This window comes from Mycobacterium sp. E2327 (assembly GCF_001672675.1).
Lineage (GTDB): Bacteria > Actinomycetota > Actinomycetes > Mycobacteriales > Mycobacteriaceae > Mycobacterium.
This window is the reverse complement of the sequence record NZ_LZKE01000210.1, coordinates 1-3,764: the sequence shown is the minus strand read 5'-3', so window position 1 is coordinate 3,764 and position 3,764 is coordinate 1. Positions and strand designations below refer to the sequence as shown.

General features: G+C 70.5%; 2 protein-coding genes and 3 pseudogenes. 2 read left to right on the top strand and 3 right to left on the bottom strand.

Annotated elements, in window-relative coordinates; translation table 11 throughout:
- Nucleotides 1-347: pseudogene (locus A5712_RS32520) on the bottom strand (PE family protein); the annotation flags it as partial.
- 82 nt (nucleotides 348-429) lie between these two features.
- Between A5712_RS32520 and A5712_RS30475 the strand changes: the two are divergent.
- Nucleotides 430-1,044: pseudogene (locus A5712_RS30475) on the top strand (gamma-glutamylcyclotransferase); the annotation flags it as partial.
- A gap of 653 nt (nucleotides 1,045-1,697) precedes the next feature.
- Here the strand turns inward: A5712_RS30475 and A5712_RS32150 are convergent.
- Both A5712_RS32150 and A5712_RS23925 read right to left on the bottom strand, forming a co-directional pair.
- Nucleotides 1,698-2,138, bottom strand: a pseudogene (locus A5712_RS32150) (RNA polymerase sigma factor); the annotation flags it as partial.
- A 247-nt stretch (nucleotides 2,139-2,385) separates the two neighbouring features.
- Nucleotides 2,386-3,078 carry a hypothetical protein gene (locus tag A5712_RS23925; protein WP_068110846.1) on the bottom strand — a complete coding sequence of 231 codons (693 nt, stop codon included), beginning with the start codon at nucleotides 3,076-3,078 and terminating at the stop codon, nucleotides 2,386-2,388.
- A gap of 307 nt (nucleotides 3,079-3,385) precedes the next feature.
- Here A5712_RS23925 and A5712_RS32745 point away from each other — a divergent pair, with 307 nt between their 5' ends.
- Nucleotides 3,386-3,640, top strand: coding sequence for a DUF3761 domain-containing protein (locus A5712_RS32745; protein ID WP_081665296.1), 255 nt, complete (start codon nucleotides 3,386-3,388; stop codon nucleotides 3,638-3,640).
- Nucleotides 3,641-3,764: the final 124 nt, after the last annotated feature.

Below are 3,764 nucleotides of genomic sequence, written 5' to 3'. Positions count from 1 at the left end.
CCACCCCCGCCGGTGGCCCCCCCGCCGCCGGTCGCGCCGCCCCCGCCGATCGCGCCGCCCCCGCCGGTGGTACTGCCCCCGCCCGTCGTGGTGCTGCCGCCGCCGGTGATCCTCCCGCCGCCGGTCGTGCTGCCGCCGCCGCCCTCGGGAACCCATCCGTCGCCGCCACGGTATCCGCCGCCGTCGCCGCCGAAGGCGCCTCCGCCTTCCGGGACGCCGGCGCCCGTTCCACCCCGGCCGCTCCCTCCGCCTAAGCCGAACCCGCCGCCGTCACCACCGCCGTCGAGTCCGGCCGGCCCGATCCTCAGGTGACCGGTACGTAGCGCCCGGGTAGCCCCGTACGGCACTATGAGAACGTCGTCGTCCGTGGAGAAGCTCGCGGGAGTTAGCTTGGTCGAAGGTCTCAGCGCCCAGACGGTGACTGCCTAGATGCCGGCCCGCCGGCACCCCTATTTCGCATACGGGTCGAATCTGTGCGTCAGGCAGATGGCGTTGCGCTGCCCCGACGCCGCGGATCCGCGGCCGGCGGTGCTGGCCGACCACGACTGGCTGATCAACCAGCGCGGCGTGGCCACCGTCGAGCCGTTCGCCGGCAACGAGGTGCACGGGGTGTTGTGGCAAGTCTCCGACGACGACCTGGCGACGCTGGACAGCGCCGAGGGCGTGCCGGTGCGCTACCGGCGCGACCGGCTGACCGTGCACACCGGCGACGGGCCATCACCGGCCTGGGTTTACATCGATCACCGGGTCATCCCGGGCCCGCCGCGGCCGGGCTATCTGCCCAGGATCATCGACGGCGCCGCGCAGCACGGACTACCGCAACGATGGATCGACTTCCTGCGCCGCTGGGACCCGTCCCGCTGGCCCCGCCCCGTCGCCGCGACAACCCCTGCACCGCAATCACTTTCGGCGCTATTGGGCGAGCCAGGCGTGACCGAGGAGAGCCGGCTGCGATCGCGTTTCGGTTTCCTCGCCATCCATGGCGGCGGCCTGGAAGAGATGACCGACGTCATCGCCGAGCGCGCCGCCGAGGCCGCCGACGCCTGAACGGGCGGGGGCGAGAAAACGGGGGCCACCGGGTTCGCGGGCGGCGTCGGCGGGAGCTGGTTGGCGACCGGCGGTGCGGGCGGCTTCATCATCGGCGCGGGCGCGAACCGACTCAATTCGGTCGGCGTGATGGCCGTTTTGTGGTGGTACAGGAAGCTGTACATCAGCCCCAGCGCGAGGATGAAGGTGCCCGCGAACAGCGCGATCCACGGGATGAACCGGCGCGCCCGGTGCGCTTGCGCGGTTTCGAGGTAGTCCCCGTCGTGCTGGTCCGCGGCGGCGGCCCACGAGGCCGCGGTCGGCGCATAGCCGGCGTCGTCCGACGAGCCGTGGCCGTCTCCGCCGTCGTCCATGTGCATGTCGCTGTCGGCCGAAGTCAGCCGGATCTGTCCCAGCGTTTGATCGCGCAACCAGCCAGGCGCGGGGATGAACACCGGCGCCGCACCGAGCAGCGCGACCGGGTTGACCAGGCGGCTCCGTTCTTCTTCGCAGACGGAGCAGGACTCGATGTGGCGAGTGATGCGTTTGCGCATGAGCACGCTGAAGCGCCCGTCCCAGCCGGCCAGGATGGTGCCCAGCTCGGCGCATTTGTCGGCGGTGTGCTCGGCGCGCCGGGCCACCAGCAGCGCACCCAACGACGATTCGATCGTTGTGCGCAGCCGCGACACCATCTTGTTGGCGGTGCCCGGGCTGACCTCCAACGCGTTGGCCAGCTCGGGCCCGTCCAGGCCGTGGCGGTACGCCAACTCCAGCACCGCGCGGTCCCGGTCGACGAGCCCGCCGGCGGCTTCGGCGACCAGGGCGGCCAGCTCGTTGCGCGCGGCCAGGGTGTCGGGTCCGGCGTCGTGCGACGCGGCCTCGGGCAGCTCGTCGGAGACCTGTTCGCGGCGGCGGTCCCGGATGCAACGCAGCGCCTCGTTGCGGGCGATGGCGTACAGCCAGGGCCGGAGCCGCTCGGGGTCGCGCAGCTTGGGGAGTTGGGTCGCGGCGGAACAGAAGACGTCCTGCACGCAGTCGGCCGCGGTGTCGCGATCGCGGACCATGCCGATGCAGAAGTCGTGCAGCCGGTCGGCGTAACGGTCGTAGATCATGGCAAAGGCGCGTCGATCGCCCGTCGCCGCGGCGCGGGCCAGCTCCCCGTCGCTGACGATGTCAAAGTTGGATAGCGCGGTCGTCACATCGTTTCCCCAGCCGATGAGGCGTCGGTGTGCCTCGTGCGAGAACCGACGCTGCGAATAAGTGTGCGCGCACCGCGGTCAAATAGCACGAGAAATTCCAGCTCCGTGGTGGCCGCATGGGAGGTCAGGATCGATACCAGCCTCGCCCGGGCCCGCGGCGTCACTTGCACACGCCCTGCACGAGGTGGTGCGGGGGCAGGCACAACACCGGTGGCGGCGGTGGCGGCGGCAGTTTCGGCGGGGCGGGCAGTTTCGGCGGCGCGGGCAGCGGCGGCAGCGAAGGCGGCGGCGGTAGCTGCGGCGGCGGAATCGGCACCCAGACAGGGGGTGCGTTCACGACGACGACTGGGCCTTGGGGCGCGGCGTCGGGAGGGGTACCCAGGTCGGCCGGCGGCGCGGGGTTGTCGGGCGGAGGCGCGACCACCGCGGCGGGGGTCGGGGCCTGAGGCGCCGCTTCGGGCAGGGCGACCGCCGGGGCGGGGGCCGGCCCGTTGTCCGGCGATGGCACGACGGCGGCGACGGGGGCCGGCGCTACGGAGAGCGGAGCGGCCGCGGGGACGACGGTCGAGCCCGACGTCACGGCCACGGGCCCCGGTTGGTGCGGGTGGCTCAGCAGGGCGATGCTCAGCGCGACGCCCGCGCCGATTAGGCCGACCACGCCCGCGGCCACCCACAGCTTGTCGATGGGCTTCCGGTTGGTGGCCGGGGCGCTCGCGAACGTGCGACCGTTCGAACGATCGCCGGACTCGTCGGTTGGGTCGCCGAGCGGGCTCGACGCCCAGGCCCAGGCCTCGGTGACGTCGTCGGCGCGTGGCGCGAGGGCGGTTCGATCCATGTCGTTCCAGGTGCTCATGAGGCGCTTCCTTCGGTGCGGGTCGCGGCCCGGGTTGGGCCGCCGTCATAGGTAGGAGCACGGACCCGGCGTGAGTCGGACAATTTTTTAAGACTTTTTTCCGCGCCGCGGCGGGCAGGATCAGAGTCACCGACGCCGCTTGCCAGGTCTTGGCGAAGTTCTTGCGATTTTCTTGCGATGTCCTGCGATCAGCGTGGCTACGAATTTTCACAAATCCACGTGTGAGCAACCACGCCTGCGCATACGCTCCGACCGGCACTCGGGACCGTCACCAACAGGAACATCTGCAAGCAGGAGGTTCGGGCAGATGTTGTCCCGGATAACTTTCATCGCGGCGGTCATCGCCTTGGTCGGCGTCGGATTCGCGTCACCGGCTTACTCGTCACCTGGCGGCGGCTGCTACACCGCCGCATCGGGGGATTGTGTGCCGTATCCGCAAAAGGGCGGCTCGCAGCCGCCTAATGCCACTGCCCAATGTGCCGATGGAAGCTGGTCGTTCAGCGAGCATCCCCACTCGAGTGGAACGTGCCACGGGCATGGCGGCGTGCAGCGGTACTTGTAGAGCTTCGTTTGTCGAGGTCGACGTTGGTGCGAAGAACTGCGAGTGATCTGCACGCCAGCGTCGATCTGAGTCAAACGGAATTCTCGCTAACCCGCCACGGTCAGATAGATCAACACGACGTTGA